We start from the raw sequence: 16,134 nt of genomic DNA, 5'->3' as shown, positions 1-16,134 counted from the left end.
GATGCAACGACGGGGGCGTCCGGAAGGGGCACTTCATGTCGTTGGTCGCTACGCCTGACGTCTTGGTCGCGGCGAGCGGAGATGTGGCCGCGATTCGTTCGGCGCTCGACCAGGCGCGCGCGACCGCGGCGCTGCAGACCACGCGGCTGGCCGCCGCAGCCGGCGACGAGGTATCGGCCGCCATCGCGGCGCTGTTCAGCGGTTACGGCCGCGAATACCAGGTGCTCAGCGCGCAGGCCGCCGCGGTTCACGAGCAGTTCGTGGCGGCGTTGCGCGCCGCCGGGCTGGCCTACGCCGGCGCCGAGGCGGCCAACGTCACGCCGCTGCAGGCCGCGCTCGGCGTCATCAATGCGCCCACCCAGGCGCTGCTGGCTCGGCCGTTGATCGGAAACGGCGCCAACGGCACTTCGGCCAACCCCGACGGCGGCGCCGGGGGGTTGCTGTGGGGCAACGGCGGCAACGGCTACTCGCAGACCACCGCCGGCCTGCGCGGCGGGGCCGGGGGCGACGCGGGACTGCTCGGCAACGGCGGGCTCGGCGGGGCCGGTGGGGCCGGCGCGACGGGTGGGGCCGGCGGGGCCGGCGGCTCGCTTTACGGCAACGGCGGCGGTGGCGGCTCCGGCGGGGCGGCCACGGCGGCCGGCGTGGCCGGCGGCGACGGCGGCGCGGGCGGACGGGCCGGGTTGATCGGCGCCGGCGGATCGGGCGGCGCCGGCGGTCTCGGCGCGGCCGGCGCGGCGGGCACCCCGGGGACGGCGGCGGCGCCCGACGGCCGGCTCGGCAGCGGCGGTGGGGCGGGCGGTAACGGCGGGGCCGGCGGCGCCGGCGGCACCCTCGTCGGGCCCGGGGGCGTCGGCGGCGCCGGTGGCGCGGGAGGCAGCGGCGGCGCGGGCGGGATCGGCCACGACGGGGCCGTCGGGCCGGTGCGTGGCGCCGACGGCACCGACGGCGGCGACGGGGGCGGCGGCGGTGCGGGCGGCGACGGCGGCAAGGGCGGGGCCGGCGGCACCAGCACCTGGGGCCCGGCCGCCAACCAGGGCATCGGCGGCACCGGCGGCAGCGGAGGCAGCGGCGGGACGCCCGGTAACGGCGGCGCCGGCGCCACGGGCAGCTGGCTCGTCAACAACGGCGTCGGCGGCGCCGGCGGGCACGGCGGCGACCCCGGGCTCGGCGGGGCGGGCGGCACCGGCGGGGCAGGCTACCTGCGTGGCGCCGACGGGGCGGCGGGCGGCACGCCGAACACCGGCGGCGACGGCGGGGCCGGCGGCACCGGCGCCGACGGCAACGCGCCGGGGGCGAACGGGGCGGCCGGCGGCAGCGGCGGCACCGGCGGCAAGCACGGCAACGGCGGTGCCGGCGGCATCGGCGGCAACGGGGCCGACGGTCGGGTGGGAACCACCGGGCCCACCGGCAACGGCAGCGACGGCGGCAAGGGCGGCGACGGCGGCGCGGGTGGCGCCGGCGGTGACGGCGGCAGCCATGCCGGCAGCGGGGGTGTCGGCGGGGCCGGAGGTAACGCCGGAAACGGCGGCGTCGGCGGTGACGGCGTCACCGGCGCCAACGCGACCACGGCGGGCGCCAACGGCGCCGACGGCGGTAATGCCGGCAGCGGCGGGAACGGCGGCCGCGGCGGGGACGGCGGAACCGGCGGCGTCGGCACGTCCGGTCAGGCACTCAGCGGCGACGGCGGAGACGGTGGCAAGGGCGCCAACGCAGGGACCCCCGGCTCCGGCGGCAACGGCGCGAACGGCGCCCCCGCGACCTACGTCTCACTCACCGGCGGCGACGGCGGCAACGGCGGCAAGGGCGGCAACTCCGGCGTGGGCGGCAGCGGGGGCGACGGCGGCATCGGCGCCCACGACGGCGACCACGGAACGGACGGCTCCGGCGTCACCGCCGGGCGCGGAGGCAATGGCGGCAACGGCGGCAACCTGCAGGGCGGCACCGTCGCCGGTGCCGGTGGCCGAGGGGGTGACGGCGGTGACGGCGGCACTGCCGCCGCCGGCGGTGCCGGTGGCAACGGCGGTACCGGCGGCACCACCACCGGCGGCAGTACGTTCAGCCTCACCGTGGGCGCCGGCGGCGACGGCGGCAACGGCGGCAACGGCACCAGCGGCGGAAAGGGCGGCGACGGCGGTGACGCCGTGGGCGGCACCAATCCCCAGCTATCGAACTGGCGGGGCGCCGACGGCGGCGACGGCGGCCACGGCGGCAACGGCATCGCGGGGGCGGGTGGCGACGGCGGTGAGGGCGGCAACGGATCCACCGGCACCAACATCGCCGTCGGCGACGGCGGCAGGGGCGGCGACGGCGGCGCCGGCGTCGGCGGCAAGGGCGGCGACGGCGGGCTCGGCGGCAACGGCGGCGCGAGTCTCGGCGGAGGCACGGCCGCCGGGGACGGCGGCGCCGGCGGCAACGGTGGCGCCGGCGACACCGGTGGTGGCGGCGGGGCCGGAGGCAACGGAGGAGCCACGACCAACGCGGCCCTCGGCGGTGCGGGGGGCAGCGGGGGCACCGGCGGACACGGCAACGGCGACACCAGCGGCGGCGAGGGCGGCCAGGGCGGCACCGGTGGACTGGGCCGTACCGGCAATGCCACCGTCGCGGGCGGGACCGGCGGTATGGGCGGCACCGGCGGGGCGGGGGGCAGCTCCGACAGCGGCGCCGGCGGCGACGGCGGTGACGGCGGCGCCGGCGGCCAAGGCGGCAACGGAAAGAACCTGATCGGGGAGCAGGGCGGCCCGGGCGGACCCGGCGGCGATCACATCGGCACGACCGGCGGAACCGGCGGCACCGCGGGTACCGGCGGCAAGGGCGGCGGCCAGCCCTAGGCCGCTGTCGCGGGGGCGGCTTGCAGAAGTTTGCTGAAAACCCCACTGCGCAACTCCGCGCGCGCGTAGCGTTTACGTCGCCGACAATTCGCGGTCAAGGGTGACCGTGCTGCCGAGGGGGTATTTCTCATGTCCTTGATTGCGGTGCCGGACGCATTCTCAGCGGCGGCCTCCGACCTGGCGGGTATCGGATCGGCGCTGCGCGCCGCGAACGGGTCGGCGGCGCTGCCGACGACCGGGCTGGCGGCCGCCGCCCAGGACGAGGTGTCGACGGCGATCGCCGCGCTGTTCGGCAACCATGGCCGCGAATATCAGTCGCTGACAACGCGGCTCGCCGCTTTCCACGACGACTTCGTGCGAGCGCTCAGCGGCGCCGGCTCCGCCTACGCCGCGGCCGAGGCCACGAACGCCACTCCGCTGCAGGCCCTGTTGTCGCTCGGCAACGCGCCGGCCGCCGCGATCTTCGGGCGTCCGCTGGTCGGCAACGGCGCCGACGGGACGGCCGCACACCCCAACGGCGGCGCGGGCGGGTTGTTGTCCGGCGACGGCGGTGACGGCTATTCGCAGACGACGGCCGGCGTCGCGGGCGGCAACGGAGGCTCGGCGGGGTTGCTGGGCCATGGCGGAAACGGTGGTTCCGGCGGTGCGGGCGCGGCGGGCGGGGCCGGCGGCCGCGGCGGATTGTTGGCCGGCGGCGGCGGTAACGGCGGCGCGGGCGGAACTGCCACGGCAGCGGGCGCGAGCGGCGGGAAGGGCGGCGCCGGCGGCTCCGCCGGCCTGTTCGGGACCGGCGGCACCGGCGGGGTCGGCGGCGACGGCGTGGCGGGAGGCGCGGGTGCCGCCGGCGTGGCGGCGGGCGAATCCGGAGGTACCGGTATCGCCGGCGGCAACGGGGGCGACGGCGGCGCCGGAGGCGCGGGCGGGCGGCTGTCCGGCACCGGCGGGGCCGGCGGCCACGGCGGAGCAGGCGGCCAGGGCGGGTCGGGCGGGGCCGGGGTCGACGGCGCCGACGCGACGGCGCTGGCGGCCACGGGTCAGGCCGGCGGCAGCGGCGGTGAAGGCGGCGCCGGCGGGGCAGGCGGCCGCGGCGGGGCAAGCGGGGCGGGCGGCATGTTCGGCCACAGCGGGACGCAGGGTGCGGGCGGCGACGGCGGTGCCGGCGGGGCCGGCGGCACCCCGGGCAACGGCGGGGCCGGCGGGATCGGCACCTTCACCAACAGCGGCACAGGAGTCGGCGGGACCGGCGGCGTCGGCGGCGACCCCGGCAAGGGTGGCGCCGGCGGGGTCGGCGGGGCCGGCTCCGTCGCGGGCCACAGCGGCACGGCCGGCTCGACCCCGACCACCGGCGGCACCGGCGGGACCGGTGGCGCCGGCGCCGACGCCACCGCGATCGGCCAGAACGGCGGCGCCGGCGGCACCGGCGGGGCCGGCGGCCAGTTCGGCACCGGCGGCAAGGGCGGCGACGGCGGCAGCGGTGGCCAGGGCGGCAGCGGCAGCAGCGACGCCCTGGCGCCCACCGCCGGTCACCAGGGCGGCCAAGGCGGCGCCGGGGGCCAGGGCGGCGCGGGCGGCGCCGGAGACGGAGTCTCCCACGGCGGTGCCGGCGGCCAGGGCGGCGTCGGGGGCACCGGTGGCGGCGGCGGGACCGGCGGCAACAACACCGGCACCACCGGCGGCACCGGCGCCCAGGGTGGCCAGGGCGGTACCGGCGGCGACGCCGGCGCGGCGGGCAGCGGCACCGACGGCGGAGCGAACGGCAGCGTCGGGACCGGCGGCCGAGGCGGCACCGGCGGTCAGGGCGGCGGCGGCGGCACCGGCGGCAACGGCACCAGCGCCACCACCAACCCGACGATCGGCGACCAGGGCGGCCAGGGCGGAGCCGGTGGCCAGGGCGGCGACGGCGGAACCCACGGCGGCGCCGGCGGCAACGGCGGCGTCGGCGGCCAGGGCGGCCAAGGCGGCACCGGCGGCAACAACACCGGCACCACCGGCGGCACCGGCGCCCAGGGCGGCAAGGGCGGTACCGGCGGGGACGCCGGCGCGGCCGGCAGCGGCACCGACGGCGGCGCGAACGGCAGCATCGGCACCGGCGGCAAGGGCGGCACCGGCGGTCAGGGCGGCGGCGGCGGGACCGGCGGCAACGGCACCAGCGCCAGCACCAACCCGACGATCGGCGACCAGGGCGGCCAGGGCGGAGCCGGTGGCCAGGGCGGCGACGGCGGAACCCACGGCGGCGCCGGCGGCAACGGCGGCATCGGCGGCCAGGGCGGCACCGGCGGGACCGGCGGCAACAACACCGGCACCACCGGCGGCACCGGCGCCCAGGGCGGCAAGGGTGGTACCGGTGGCACCGCCGGGGCGGCCGGCAGCGGCACCGACGGCGGAGCGAACGGCAGCATCGGAACCGGCGGCAAGGGCGGCACGGGCGGCACGGGCGGCCAAGGTGGCACCGGCGGCAACGGCGACGACTCGACCACCAACCCGACCGACGGACACCAGGGCGGCCAGGGCGGAGCCGGCGGCACGGGCGGCGACGGCGGAGCCGGAGACGGCACCGCCCACGGCGGAGCCGGCGGCAAGGGTGGCAACGGCGGCCAGGGGGGCCAAGGCGGAACAGGCGGTTCCTACACCGGAACGAGCAGTGCCGGCGTCCAGGGCGGCAACGGAGCCAAGGGCGGCATGGGCGGCACGGGCGGCACCGCCGGCGCGGCCGGCGCCGGCACCGACGGCGGCGCGAACGGCGGCATCGGCAAGGGCGGAACCGGCGGAACCGGCGGAACCGGCGGCAGCGGCGGAACCGGCGGCGCCAGCCCCGGCGCCGCCACCAATCCGCTGCCCGGCGCCCCGGGCGGCCAGGGTGGCCAAGGCGGCCAGGGCGGCGACGGCGGGGCCGGCATCGGCGGTGTCGGCGGCGGCGACGGCGGCAAGGGCGGCGTCGGCGGCCAGGGCGGCCAGGGCGGCACCGGAGGCAACAACACCGGCATCACCTCCGGCAGCGGCGCCCAGGGCGGCAAAGGCGGCACCGGCGGAACCGCGGGCGCGGCCGGCGCCGGCACCGACGGCGGCGCGAACGGCAGCATCGGCAAGGGCGGGACCGGCGGCACCGGCGGCACCGGCGGCAACGGCGGCGCCGGCAACGCGGGCAGCACCTCCGCATCGCCCAGCGACGGCAGCCAGGGCGGCCAGGGCGGCCAAGGCGGGCAGGGCGGCAACGGCGGAGCCGGCATCGGCGGGACGGGCGGCGGCGCCGGTGGCCGGGGTGGCCTCGGCGGAAATGGCGGCACGGGCGGCGTCGGCGGCAGCAACACCGGCAGCAACGGAGGCGCGGGCGCCAACGGCGGCACCGGTGGCACCGCGGGGCTCGGCGGCGCGGCCGGCATCGGCACCAACGGCGGCGCGAACGGCACCGCCGGCAACAACGGCACCGGCGGGACGGGTGGCAACGGCGGCAACGGTGACACCAACAGCAGCGGCAACGGCGGCAACGGCGGCAGGGGTGGCGAAGGCGGATCGGGCGGTGCCACCGGAACCGGCGGCAAGGGCGGCGACGGCGGAGCCGGTGGCAAGTCGACCGTGGGTAGCGGCACCTCCGCCACGGCCAACGGCGGTGCCGGCGGCGACGGCGGCAAGGGCGGTGACGGTGCAATCGGCGGCGCAGGCGGCAACGGCGGCAACGGCAGCTACGGCGGCAGCAGTCACACCGCGGCCCTTGGCGGTGCCGGCGGACGCGGCGGCGACGGCGGCAACGGCAGCGTCGGCGGTGGCGGCGACGGCGGCAAGGGCGGCGACGGTGACAGCGGCGGCGGGACAGGGGTACCCAACACCACCGCCGGAGGCGCCGGCGGAGCCGGTGGAAATGGCGGAAGTGGCGTCAACGGGCCTGGCGGCAAGGGCGGGGGCGGCGGCAGAGGCGGCACCAGCGGTTACGCCAGTGCCGCCGGCAACGGTGGTGCCGGCGGCACCGGCGGCAACGCCACCAATTCGGCGGGCGGCAACGGTGGTGCCGGCGGCACGGGCGGAGCAGGCGTCGTCGCGGGCGGCACCGGCGGAGCCGGCGGCGACGGCGGCATCGGCGGGAACGGGAAGGGCGGCAACGGCGGCGCCGGCGGCGCCGGCGGCGACGGCAGCGACTCGGGCTCGACCAGCTATCCGACCAACGGCGGCATCGGCGGCAAGGGTGGAAACGGCGGCACCGGCCACGGCGCCGACGGGGGCGACGGCGGTAACGGGGGCAGAGGCGGCTGGGGCTTCGAAAGCGGTAGTGGGGGTAAAGGCGGCCTCGGCGGCAATGGCGGCGACGGTATCAATGCGGCCGGCGGCGACGGTGGCAACGGCGGCGGCGGCGGCCCCTCCTTGATCGGCGGCGGCCCGGGTGGCGACGGCGCCAACGGCGGTGACGGCGGCGACGGCGCCGGCGGTGCCGGAGGCGGCGGCGGCACCGGGAACCCGCACGTCGGCACGACCCCGGGCACGGGCGGCACCGGCGGCGCCGGTGGGCCGGCCTAGAAAAGCGCCGGACGCCGCCCCGAAAGGCGGCGCCCGGCGCTTCGCGCTTGCTCAGCCCAGGACCAGCGAGTCGCCGTCCGCGCTGACGTTGACCGGCACCACGTCGCCGTCGTGCACGTCACCGGCCAGCAGCATCTTGGCCAGCTGGTCGCCGATCGCCTGCTGCACCAGCCGCCGCAGCGGCCGGGCACCGTAGACCGGGTCGAACCCGCGCTGGGCCAGCCACTTCTTGGCCGGCAGCGACACCTCCAGCTGCAGCCGCCGTTGCGCGAGCCGCTTGTCCAGCTGGGCCAGCTGGATGTCGACGATCGCCACCAGCTCGCCGGGCTCGAGGCCGTGGAAGATGATCACGTCGTCGAGCCGGTTGATGAACTCCGGCTTGAACGCCGACCGCACCGCGGCCATCACCTGCTCCTCGCTACCGCCCGATCCCAGGTTGGAGGTCAGGATCAGGATCGTGTTGCGGAAGTCGACCGTGCGGCCCTGGCCGTCGGTCAGCCGACCCTCGTCGAGCACCTGCAGCAGCACGTCGAACACGTCCGGGTGTGCCTTTTCGATCTCGTCGAACAGGATGACGGTGTACGGACGCCGCCGCACCGCTTCGGTCAGCTGCCCACCCTGGTCGTAGCCGATGTAGCCGGGAGGGGCGCCGACCAGCCGGGCCACCGAGTGCTTCTCGCCGTACTCGCTCATGTCGATTCGGACCATCGCGCGCTCGTCGTCGAAGAGGAACTCCGCCAGCGCCTTGGCCAGCTCGGTCTTACCGACGCCGGTCGGCCCGAGGAACATGAACGACCCGGTCGGGCGGTTGGGGTCGGCGACCCCTGCCCTCGACCGCCGCACGGCGTCGGAGACGGCCTGCACGGCCTTCTTCTGGCCGATGACGCGCTTGCCCAGCTCGTCTTCCATGCGCAACAGCTTGGCGGTCTCGCCCTCGAGCATCCGCCCGGCCGGGATGCCGGTCCACGCCGACACCACCTCGGCGATGTCGTCGGGACCGACCTCTTCCTTGAGCATCACGTTCTCGCGGGCCTCGGCCTGCGGCAGCGCGGCGTCCAGCTTCTTTTCCACCTCGGGGATGCGGCCGTAGCGCAGCTCGGCGGCCTTGGCCAGGTCACCGTCGCGCTCGGCTCGCTCGGACTCCCCGCGCAACGCCTCCAGCTGCTCCTTGAGCTCCCGCACGATGTCGATGGCGTTCTTCTCGTTCTGCCACTTGGCGGTGAGTTCGGCCAACTTCTCCTTCTGATCGGCCAGTTCCGCGCGCAGCTTCTCGAGACGTTCGCGCGACGCATCGTCTGATTCCTTGGCCAGCGCCATCTCCTCGATCTCGAGCCGGCGCACCAGGCGCTCGACCTCGTCGATCTCGACGGGCCGCGAGTCGATCTCCATCCGCAACCGGCTGGCGGCCTCGTCGACCAGGTCGATGGCCTTGTCCGGCAGGAAGCGGGCGGTGATGTAGCGGTCGCTCAACGTGGCCGCCGCCACCAGCGCGGAGTCGGTGATCCGCACGCCGTGGTGCACCTCGTAGCGGTCCTTAAGCCCGCGCAGGATGCCGACCGTGTCCTCCACCGACGGCTCGCCGACGAACACCTGCTGGAAGCGGCGCTCCAGGGCGGCGTCCTTCTCGATGTACTTGCGGTACTCGTCGAGCGTGGTCGCGCCGACCAGGCGCAGCTCGCCGCGGGCCAGCATCGGCTTGATCATGTTGCCGGCGTCCATCGCCGACTCGCCGGTGGCGCCGGCGCCGACGATGGTGTGCAACTCGTCGATGAACGTGATGATCTGTCCGGCGGAGTTCTTGATGTCGTCGAGCACGGCCTTGAGGCGTTCCTCGAACTCGCCGCGGTACTTGGCGCCGGCCACCATGGACCCCAGGTCCAGGGCGACGACGGTCTTGTCGCGCAGGCTCTCCGGCACGTCGCCCGCGATGATGCGCTGGGCCAGGCCCTCCACGATCGCGGTCTTACCGACGCCGGGCTCACCGATCAGCACCGGGTTGTTCTTGGTACGTCGGGACAGCACCTGCACCACGCGGCGGATCTCGTTGTCGCGCCCGATGACAGGGTCGAGCTTGCCCTCGCGGGCGCGCGCGGTCAGGTCGGTGGAGTACTTCTCCAGCGCCTGGTAGGTGGACTCGGGATCGGCGCTGGTGACGCGGGCGCTACCGCGCACCTTGACGAACGCCTCCCGCAGCGCCTGCGGCGAAGCGCCGTGGCCGGTCAGGACCTTGGCGACGTCGGAGTCGCCGGTGGCCAGCCCCACCATCAGGTGCTCGGTGGAGACGTACTCGTCGTCCATCTCGGTGGCCAGGTGCTGAGCCGTCGTGATGGCCGCCAGCGACTCGCGGGACAGCTGCGGCTGCGACCCGCCACCGCTGGTTTGCGGCAGCCGGTCCAGCAGGCGCTGGGTTTCGGTGCGCACGGTCGCGGGTTCAACGCCGACAGCCTCCAGCAGAGGCGGGGCGATCCCGTCGTTCTGCGTCAGCAACGCCATCAGCAGGTGGGCGGGACGGATCTCCGGGTTGCCGGCGGCGGTTGCCAGCTGCAGCGCCGACGTCAGGGCCGCCTGCGTTTTGGTTGTCGGGTTGAAAGAGTCCACGGACAGCCTCCGTTCGGTCTAGAAAGAGGGTTGGTAAAAATGCTTGTCGCGTAGTTCAACGCCGTCAAGGTTGAGTCTGTTCCGCTCAAGTTTAACGAATTTTGCCGAAGCACGCTCTAGCATTCCATTCACGGCCGTTCGCCGGCCTTGACCCGCCGAATAGGGAAGCCTTCATGAGCAGCTCCGTCCATCGCCTCGGGTGCGCGATCATGGTGGTTTGCGCATTGCTCTGCGGCGGCTGTTCGACGCCGCGGGCGGGGACGTCGAACGCGACCGTGCAGATCAACACGAATTATCCGGGCGGCGGGCGCGCCAAGCAGGCCCTGGACATGCTGAACTCGGACTGGCCGATCGTGGCGGACAACGTCGGCAAGATGGCGGCGCCCAACGCGGCCCCCAGCGTCCGGGCCCGTATGGAGCAGCTCTGGTGGGACCGGCCGTTCACGCTGTCGGGGGTCGACTACTCCCCCGCGCATGTCGTCCTGCACGTGCTCAACTCCTTCGGCGCAAAGCATGACATCAAGGTGCACACCGACGACCTCGGCTTGGTGGACCGGTTCGACGCCGACATCGTCCCGCCGGCGATCAAGTCATGGGCCGACATCGACACCGAGATCGCGAAGTCGCAAGCCCGGTACTCCTATCAGGTCGCGAAGGTCAACGACGGGCGCTGCGAGCGGGTCGCCGGCACCAACACCGCCGAATCGCTGCCGCTCGCTTCGATTTTCAAGCTCTACGTGCTGTATGCGGTGGCCGACGCGGTGCGTGGCGGCACCCTGTCGTGGGATGACCAGCTGAGCGTGACAAGCCAGTCCAGGGCCGTCGAGTTCGCGGCGGTGGACGAATTTCCGCCCGGTTCCAAGATCTCGGTCCGCGCCGCCGCGGAGAAGATGATCGCCGTCAGCAGCAACATGGCCACCGACCTGCTGATCGACCGCGTCGGCACGCCCGCCGTCGAGCGCGCGCTGGTCGCCACCGGCCACCACGACCCGCAGAGCATGACCCCGTTCCCGACGATGCACCAGCTGTTCTCCGTCGGATGGGGTCAGCCCGACCTGCGCCGGCAGTGGCAGGACGCGGTGGCGGCCCGGTCGTCGCAGGCCCGGGCAGAGCTGCTGGGCCAGACGAATTCGGTTCCCTATCAACCCGATCCGAAGCGCGCCCACTCGCCCGGCTCGGCGTACGGGGTGGAGTGGTACGGCAACGCCGAGGACATCTGCCGGGTGCACGTCGCGCTGCACGACGGCGCCGTCGGGCCCGCCGCCCCGGTGCTGCCGATCCTCGCGGCGACGTCGGGCATCGACCTCGACCCGCAGCAGTGGCCGTACGTCGGCGCGAAAGGCGGAAACCTGCCCGGCGACCTGACATTCAGCTGGTATGCGGTGGACCGCGGCGGGCAGCCGTGGGTGGTCAGCTTCCAGCTGAACTGGCCACGATTCCACGGTCCCAGCGCGGGGGCATGGGTCATTTCGATCGCGAAGCAGGTGTTCGCGATGGTGGGCAGGCCCTCCTAGGCGATGGGCGTCGCGATCGCCGCGGTGCAGGGTGCCGTCATCGGATCGCTGGGCGCGGCCGGATACTTCTACCTGGACGACGTCAACCTGACGGCCGAGGGCGCCAAGCATCCCTACGACTGGGCGTACCTCTCGACGAGCCTCAATGACCACTTCACCCCCGGGCTGCGGTCGGCGTTCTGGGTGATCGCGCACCTCGCGCCGTACGACAACGGCGCGACGGTGCTCTGCCGGGTACTGGCCCAGATCGTCGCGACGCTGCTGTTCGGTTACCTGCTCGCGCTGCTGGTCGGGCCGGGCCGGCTGGCCGTGTTCGGGGTTGCGCTGTATGCGTTTTCGCCGCTGGTCGTGCCCTCGCTGTTGTCGCTGTCCAGCGCGGTGAACCTGCTGCCCACGCACATCGGCATCCTGCTGCTGACCGCCATGCACGTCCGTTTCCACGTGACCCGCAAGTACCGGTACGCGGTCATCGGCGCGCTCGGTCTGCTGTTCGCGCTGCTGTTCTGGGAGAAGGCCGTGCTGGGGTTGAGCCTGCCGGTGCTGCTGACCCTGCTCTATCTCGGCCCGCGGTGGACCGCCCTGCGGCGGGACTGGGCGGCGTGGCTGATTTACCTGGTCCCGGCCGTAGGGTTCTTCTGGTACTACTTGGCCGCCGGGTATCCGCGGTTCGGCCTTCGGTTGGACCTCCGGTTCAGCGATGCCTGGACGGTGTTCTGGGAATCCTGGGTCTACTCGGTGGGCCCCACGGTGGTCGGCGGCCCGTGGCAGTGGTTCACGATCGACACGGTCTACTTCAGCGCCGCCCGCCCCGGCGTGGCGGTCACGCTGCTCGGGCAGGTGGCGCTGCTCACGGTGGCGTTCGTCGGCGTGCGACGGCACGGTTGGGCGGCGTTGCGGGCGTGGCTGATCCTCGCGGTCTATCTGGCCGGCGGCTCGATCCTGCTGGCCGCGGGCCGGTTCGACTACATCGGCGTGCTACTCACCCGGAATTTCCACTACTACTCCGAGCTGTCGATCCCGCTGGTGCTGACGATCGTGCTGTGCCTCGGCGCGCCTACCGCCGAGGCGATCCGGGACCGGGTGCTGTCGTCGGATGTCCCAGCCGCGCCGGTGGACGCTCGGGCCTCCGCGGCGCTCGGGACGGTTGTCGCGGTGCTCGCGTATGTCGTTTCCTACGGCGTGACCGTCGCGGGCTTCGAGCGGCGCTGGGTGCAGAACCCGATCCGGGGGTACATGACGACCGCGATCCGCGATATCTCCGCCGCCGACCGCGACGTCTCGATCTACGACACCTTCGCCCCGGGGTGGGTGGCGCCGAGGCTGCTGGAAAACCATCGGGTGTCGGACATCTTTCGTCCGATCGTGCTGCGGCATCCGGTCGCCTGGGACGATGCGAGCAAACCGATGTACGTGTTCGACGTCAGCGGTCACCTGGTCAAGGCCGGGCTGGTGTCCGAGGCCGTCAGCCCGGCGATCGCCGGGAGCCCCTGCCCGTATCCGCTGCGCGGTGCCGCGTCGATCACCGTGCCGCTGGACAAGCAGATTTCGCGACCCGACGGTTTCTTGCTGCTCGGCTACGTGTCCCGGTCGACGACCCGCGTCTCGATCAAGCTCGCCGACGGGTCGACCTCGTTTGCGCCCCGGCGGAACGGTGAAGCGAACCTCGTCGGCGGTGGGTCGTCCGCCGTCGCGGTCCCGACCGCCGACCGGGCCTTCGACCGTGTCGTCATCACCAGCGTCGACCCGGCGTCCGACGTCTGCTTCAGCGCGCGGGCCGGCTACGCCGCGCCTCTGCCCGCGTCTGGGCCCAACCCGCAATGACTCTGCGCCTACCGCGGCCGCTACTCGAACTTCTGCGCAGCACACGCAGACTCAACGCGAGCGCGCCCGCTTCTGGCCCCAGCCCCGCAATGACTCTGCGCTCACCGCGGCCGCTACTCGAACTTCTGCGCAGCACACGCAGACTCAACGCGACGGCGCGAGCGCGCCCGCAGCCAGACCTAACCCGAACCGTGCCGGCCCGCAGTCCCGTACAGCAGTCCGCGGCTGCCGCCGGTACCACCCGCGCCGCCATTCGCGCCGTTGCCGCCGGCGCCGCCGTTGCCGATGAGCCTGCTCGCACCGCCGGTACCGCCGGTCGCGGTGAACCCCATGAAGTTTGCGCCGTTGCCGCCGCGCCCGCCGTCGCCGAGCAACCAGCCGCCGTTCCCGCCGGCACCGCCGTTGTAGCCACCGGCGTGGGCCACACCGTTACCGCCTGCGCCGCCGTTGCCGATCAGTCCGGCATTCCCGCCGGCACCCGCGGCGCCCGAGTAGCCCTGCCCGCCGTCGCCGCCGTTGCCGTAGAGGATGCCGGCGTTCGTACCCGAATGCGCCCACCCGCCGTTGCCGCCGTTGCCGATCAGCAATCCGGCACCACCGGCGGCACCGCCGGATCGGCCGCCCAGCCCGCCGCTGCCGCCGTCGCCGATGAACTGGGCCTTTCCGCCGTCGCCGGCGATGCCATGCAAGCCTCCGCCGACACCCGCGGCCGCATTGCCGCCATCGCCACCGCTGCCGATCAGCCCGCCGTTGCCGCCTCCGCCGCCACTACCACCGGAGCCGGCGATACCGGGGCTTCCGCCCGGCCCGCCGTGCCCGCCGCTGCCCACCAGGAAGCCGCCGTCGGCGCCGACGCCGCCGTTGCCCCCGGAGCCGTTCCCCGAGCTGCCACCGGCCCCGCCGGCACCGCCGTCACCGAAGAGTCCCGCGTAGCCGCCGTCGCCGCCGTTGGCCGCGAGACCGCCCGGCGTGCTGCCGCCGACTCCACCGGCGCCGCCGCGGCCCTGCAGGAACCCGCCCGCGCCGCCGTCGCCGCCGCGGGTGGGCGCCAGGCCGCTGAAGCCGTCCCCGCCGGCCCCGCCGTTGCCCCACATTCCGGCGCTGCCGCCGGCCCCACCGCTGAAGCTCGCGGTGACGCTGGAACCGCCGTCGCCACCGTTGCCGAACCAGCGCCCGGCGTTGGTGCCGTCCTGGCCGGCCCCGCCGTCGCCGCCGTTGCCGATCAGCGTCCCGGCCTGCCCGGCGACGCCGCCGCCGACGCCGTTCTGCCCGCCGCTGCCGCCGTTGCCGAACCGGAACGCATTGCCGCCGTTGCCGGCGACGCCGTTCACCCCGCCACCCACGCCTGATGCGGCGTCGCCGCCGTTGCCGCCGTTGCCCAGCCGGGTCCCGCCGTCGCCGCCGGGGCCACCGTTGCCGCCGACGCCGCTGACGCCCGGGTTGCCGCCGGCCCCGCCGGCGCCGCCGCTGCCGATCCGCACCCCGCCGTGGCCGCCGGCTCCGCCATTGCCGCCGGATCCATCGGCGGAATTGCCGCCGGCTCCGCCGGCGCCGCCGTTGCCGAACCGGCCCGCGACGCCACCGTTGCCGCCGTTGGCGCCGGTGCCGGTCGACGCGTTGCCGCCGGCACCACCGGTGCCACCCGTGCCGCCGTACCAGCCGGCCGCACCGCCGTTGCCACCCGACGACGGGTCGACGCCGCTGAATCCGGCCCCGCCGGCACCGCCGTTGCCGAACCATCCGGCGTTGCCACCGGTGGACCCGGCCACCCCGGAGGCGTTGCTGGCGCCGCCGTCGCCGCCGCTGCCGAACCACGTCGCGGCGTCAGCGCCCGCGTGACCCCAGCCGCCGTCGCCGCCGTTGCCGATCCACCGGCCGGCCTTGCCGGGCGTGCCGCCGGTCAGGCCGTTGAGGCCGCCGTTGCCGCCGTTGCCGACCACGCCGTGGGCGTTGCCGCCGTTGCCCGCGACGCCGTTCTGGCCACCGCCGACGCCCAGCGCGGCGTTGCCGCCGTTGCCACCATTGCCGCCGAACAGGCCGCTGTCACCGGCATTTCCGCCGTTGCCGCCCACGCCGCTGACGCCGGGCTGACCGCCGGCCCCGCCCGCCCCGCCGGTGCCGCGCAGGTTGCCGCCGTCGGCGCCGGCCCCGCCGCTGCCGCCGGAACCGTTCACGGAGTTTCCGCCGGCACCGCCCGCGCCGCCGTCGCCGATCAGACCGGCTACGCCGCCGGCTCCGCCGCCGGCCCCGTTGCCGCTGCCGGACAGGATGCTTCCGCCTACCCCGCCGGTGCCGCCCCGGCCGTGCAGCAGTCCGGCCGACCCGCCGTTGCCGCCGCCGGTCGCGGTGGCACCGCTGAATCCGGCGCCGCCGGCACCGCCGTCGCCCCACAGCCCGGCATCGCCGCCCCGGCCACCGGCCACCCCGGCGGTCGTGCTCGCGCCGCCCTTGCCGCCGTTGCCGATCAGCAGGCCGCCCGCCTGGCCGGCCTGCCCCGGGCCGCCGTCGGCGCCGTTGCCGATCAGGCCGCGCCCGAACAGCGCCTGGGTCGGCGCGTTGATGAGATCCAGCAGGGAGACGTTGGCCGCCTCGGCGCGGACATAGGAGCCGGCCCCGGCGTTCATCAGCTGGACGAACTGCGTGTGAAACGCCTCGGCCTGGGCGCTGAGCGCGTGGTAAGCCTGCCCGTGCGCGCCGAACAGGGCCGCGATCGTCGCGGACACTTCGTCGGCCCCCGCGGCCAGCACACTCGTCGTCGGGGCCACCGCCGCCGCGTTCGCCGCGCCCAGCGTCGAGCCGATGTTCGCCAGATCGGTTGCCGCCGCAGACACGAACTCAGGTGCCGCGATTACGAACGACGTCAC

6 protein-coding genes are annotated in these 16,134 nt (G+C 75.5%); 4 read left to right on the top strand and 2 right to left on the bottom strand.

Annotation, left to right across the window (positions count from 1 at the left end):
- Window positions 1-35: 35 nt before the first annotated feature.
- Entirely contained in the window at window positions 36-2,831 is a 2,796-nt protein-coding gene (locus AC5Y5V_RS07560; protein WP_499932374.1) for a PE family protein, read from the top strand.
- 129 nt (window positions 2,832-2,960) lie between these two features.
- A complete protein-coding gene (locus AC5Y5V_RS07555) occupies window positions 2,961-7,337 on the top strand; it encodes a PE family protein (RefSeq protein ID WP_499932372.1) in 4,377 nt (1,458 codons plus the stop codon).
- 51 nt (window positions 7,338-7,388) lie between these two features.
- On the opposite strand, the gene clpB is transcribed toward AC5Y5V_RS07555, so the two are convergent.
- Window positions 7,389-9,935 carry an ATP-dependent chaperone ClpB gene (gene clpB / locus AC5Y5V_RS07550; RefSeq protein WP_499932370.1) on the bottom strand — a complete coding sequence of 849 codons (2,547 nt, stop codon included), beginning with the start codon at window positions 9,933-9,935 and terminating at the stop codon, window positions 7,389-7,391.
- Window positions 9,936-10,108: 173 nt separating this feature from the next.
- On the opposite strand from clpB, the gene AC5Y5V_RS07545 reads away from it, so the two are divergent.
- Both AC5Y5V_RS07545 and AC5Y5V_RS07540 read left to right on the top strand, forming a co-directional pair.
- Window positions 10,109-11,449, top strand: coding sequence for a serine hydrolase (locus tag AC5Y5V_RS07545; RefSeq protein WP_499932368.1), 1,341 nt, complete (start codon window positions 10,109-10,111; stop codon window positions 11,447-11,449).
- 3 nt (window positions 11,450-11,452) lie between these two features.
- Window positions 11,453-13,270, top strand: coding sequence for a hypothetical protein (locus AC5Y5V_RS07540; RefSeq protein ID WP_499932366.1), 1,818 nt, complete (start codon window positions 11,453-11,455; stop codon window positions 13,268-13,270).
- A 179-nt stretch (window positions 13,271-13,449) separates the two neighbouring features.
- Here AC5Y5V_RS07540 and AC5Y5V_RS07535 read toward each other — a convergent pair whose 3' ends face one another.
- The gene (locus tag AC5Y5V_RS07535; RefSeq protein ID WP_499932364.1) at window positions 13,450-16,134 is read right to left on the bottom strand and encodes a PE family protein; all 2,685 of its coding nucleotides are present in this window, start codon (window positions 16,132-16,134) and stop codon (window positions 13,450-13,452) included.

The organism is Mycobacterium sp. NGS68 (genome assembly GCF_059812195.1).
Note: the sequence above shows the minus strand (reverse complement) of the source record. Positions and strands in the feature narration are given on the sequence as shown.

What these genes read in the sequence shown, in the direction of transcription:
- AC5Y5V_RS07560 (WP_499932374.1), top strand. Translation starts at nt 36, where the DNA reads ATGTCGTTGGTCGCTACGCCTGACGTCTTGGTCGCGGCGAGCGGAGAT.
- AC5Y5V_RS07555 (WP_499932372.1), top strand. Translation starts at nt 2,961, where the DNA reads ATGTCCTTGATTGCGGTGCCGGACGCATTCTCAGCGGCGGCCTCCGAC.
- AC5Y5V_RS07545 (WP_499932368.1), top strand. Translation starts at nt 10,109, where the DNA reads ATGAGCAGCTCCGTCCATCGCCTCGGGTGCGCGATCATGGTGGTTTGC.
- AC5Y5V_RS07540 (WP_499932366.1), top strand. Translation starts at nt 11,453, where the DNA reads ATGGGCGTCGCGATCGCCGCGGTGCAGGGTGCCGTCATCGGATCGCTG.